General features: G+C 61.1%; 3 protein-coding genes and 1 tRNA gene. All 4 read right to left on the reverse strand.

Annotated features, from left to right (window positions below):
• Positions 1 to 350, reverse strand: a 350-nt coding sequence (rimP, locus tag VMA74_RS10520) for a ribosome maturation factor RimP (RefSeq protein ID WP_325366716.1), incomplete at its 3' end; no start/stop codon positions are given.
• Between the two features lie 380 nt (positions 351 to 730).
• Positions 731 to 807, reverse strand: a tRNA-Met gene (locus VMA74_RS10525).
• Positions 808 to 893: 86 nt separating this feature from the next.
• Complete coding sequence (gene nuoN / locus VMA74_RS10530; protein ID WP_325366714.1) at positions 894 to 2,333, reverse strand: NADH-quinone oxidoreductase subunit NuoN; 1,440 nt, start codon at positions 2,331 to 2,333, stop codon at positions 894 to 896.
• A gap of 6 nt (positions 2,334 to 2,339) precedes the next feature.
• On the reverse strand, positions 2,340 to 3,099 hold a 760-nt coding region (locus tag VMA74_RS10535; RefSeq protein WP_325366715.1), incomplete at its 5' end, for an NADH-quinone oxidoreductase subunit M.

Here is a 3,099-nt window from a genome sequence, read left to right on the forward strand (position 1 = left end):
ACCTTACCGCGCAGGCGTCGGCGTCCTTCCAGCGGGGCCTTCAACAGAACCTTTACTTCCTGCCCGATCGCTTTCGCAACCTGCCTGGCGGTGAACAGCGGGCGGTCGATGCCCGGCGAGGACACTTCCAACACGTAGTGACCGGGAATGGGGTCTTCAACGTCGAGCAGGGCCGACAGCTCGCGGCTGGCCGCCTCGCAATCGTCGAGGGTGACCTCGCGCCCTTCGGTATCGATGTAGACGCGCAGCGTGCTCTGCCCCTGGGACGGGCTGAATTCCACACCGATGCATTCCAGCTGCAGATCTGCCAAAACCTCGGTGAAGCGTTGTGCTAGCGCCTGTGTGTCCACTCTCTCGATACCGTTGCCAGAAACAAAAAATGGGCTCTGACGGCCCATTCCCTTACCTTGCCGATGTCCCGCTCCACCAGAGCCTTTCCGCGCGCTCCAAGCCGGTGATTATCACCCGACAAGACGCATCCGCATCCTTACGCCCAACAAAAAAGCCTCGCTAGGAGGCTTTCTTGTCCAAGAAAGATCTGGTCGCCTGCCGTTTCGCGCCTGTATCACGCGCGTCTGACCGCTACAGAGTTTGGAAAGTATACGGAACAGGACGCTGCAACGCAATGATTTATCGCCCTTCGAGACAGGCAAATCCGCATATCGCCGCGGCTATCCAGGAGCATAAAAAAAACCGGCGATCTTGCGATCGCCGGCTTTTCTGATGAACGTGGTAGCGGGGGTAGGATTCGAACCTACGACCTTCGGGTTATGAGCCCGACGAGCTGCCAGACTGCTCCACCCCGCATCAGAGTCCGAGAATGTTAGCGACTTGGCCGAATTCTTGCAAGACCATGACGGCTATTTTTCTCTTTTGCGGGAAAGTTTTTTCTCTCAACCCACAAAGGCCTGTTTGCACCAGCTCAGCAGCGGGCCCCAGTACAAGCCAAGTCCGAGCAGCACCAAGGCATTCAGCGACAGCACTAGGCGCAGCGTGAAATCGGGCTGGACTCGCACTTCGGTGCCGGCTTCGGGCTTGTCGAAGTACATCACCTTCACCACGCGCAGGTAGTAGTACAGGCCGATGATGGCGAACACCGCGCCGACGATCGCCAACCACAACATGCCGGCATGGATGGCTGCCTGCAGCACCAGCAGCATGGCGAAGAAGCCGAACAGCGGCGGCACGCCAGCCAGCGAGAACAGCGCCAGCATCATCAGGAACGCCATCCACGGTGCGCGCTGGTTGAGGCCCTTGAAATCGTCGATGTTGTCGCATTCGAAGCCGGCACGGCTCAGCGCAAGGATCACGCCGAACGCTGCGGTGGACATCAGCGCGTAGCTCACCGCATAGAACATCGCGGCGGCATAGCCTTCCGGACCTGCGTTGACCAAACCGAGCAGCAGGTAGCCCATGTGCGAGATGGTCGAATAGGCCAGCAGGCGCTTGAGGTTGCTCTGCACGATGGCCACCACGTTGCCGATCGCCAGCGACAGCACCGCGAGCGCCGCCAGCATGATCTGCCAGTGCTGCGAGAAGTCGCCCATGCCGGTGGCCAGCAGGCGGAACGCCATGCCGAACGCGGCCAGCTTGGAGGCCGAGCCGATGAAGGCCGTCACCGCCGTGGGCGAGCCTTCGTAGACATCCGGAATCCACATGTGGAACGGCGCCACGCCAAGCTTGAACGCCACGCCGATCACCAGGAACACCAGGCCGAACACCAGCAGGTGCGGCATCGCGCTGTGCGGGATCGCCTCATGCAGTTGTGCCAGGCCCAGCGTGCCGGTGGCGCCGTAGATCATCGACATGCCGTACAGCAACATGCCCGAGGACAACGCACCCAGCACGAAGTACTTGATGGCGGCTTCCGAGGACAGGCTGGAATCACGGTTCAGCGCCACCAGCGCATACGACGACAGGGTCAGCAGTTCCAGGCCGAGGTAGATCATCACCAGGCTGCCGGCCGAAACCAGCAGCATCACGCCAATCACCGCAAACAGCATGAGCGTGTAGAACTCGCCCACGAACAGCTTGCGGTCGACCATGTACGGACGGCCGTAGATGAAGACCAGGATGGTCGACAGGATCGCGAACAACTTGAGGATCGTGCTCAAGCCGTCGCGAATGAACATGCCATTGAACGCGGTGACCGCGGTCTCGGGTTGATAGCGCAGCACCAGGTAGCCGGTCACCACCAGCACGCCGATGGAGAGCCAGTGCAGGTACACGCGCTCGGCTGGTTTCATGAAGGCGTCGGCCAGCAGAAGAACGCACGCCGCCGCAACCAGAAAGAACTCCGGCAGCATGATGAGAATGTCGTTGATAGTCGGCATGGTCGATCAAACCTTATGAATGGCGAGCGCTTGCACGAGCTGATCCACCGAGGTGCTCATCAGGTGGGTCAGCGGTTCCGGCCACACGCCGACCAGCAGCGTCAACGCGGCGAACGCACCCAGCACCAGCCACTCGCGGCCGTTGATGTCCTTCATCTCGGCCACGTGCGGGTTGGTCACTTCGCCCCATAGCACGCGCTTGACCAGCCACAGCGTATACGCCGCGCCGATGATCAGGGTGAACGCGGCGAACAGCGCGATCCACGGGTTGGCGCTGAAACTGGCCAGGATCACCATGAACTCGCCCACGAACCCGCTGGTGCCCGGCAGGCCGCAGTTGGCCATAGCGAACAGCACGTAGAAGAAGCCGAACCACGGCATCACGTTGATCACGCCGCCGTAATCCTTGATCAGGCGGGTGTGCAGCCGGTCATACAGCACGCCGATGCACGAGAACATCGCGCCGGAGACGAAGCCGTGCGAGATCATCTGCACCATCGCGCCCTGCATGCCCAGGCGCGCGGCATCGGTATTGCCCTGGTCGCGCACCAGCATGAAGGCGATGAAGATGCCCAAGGTGACAAAACCCATGTGCGCCACGGACGAATAGGCCACCAGCTTCTTCATGTCCTCCTGCACCAGCGCCACGTAGCCGATGTAGACCACGGCGATAAGGCTGAGCAGGATCACCACCCAGGCGAACTGATGCGAGGCATCCGGCACGATCGGCAGGCTGAAGCGCAGAAAACCGTATCCGCCGATCTTC

It is taken from the genome of Dyella sp., assembly GCF_035508675.1.
GTDB lineage: Bacteria > Pseudomonadota > Gammaproteobacteria > Xanthomonadales > Rhodanobacteraceae > Dyella_B.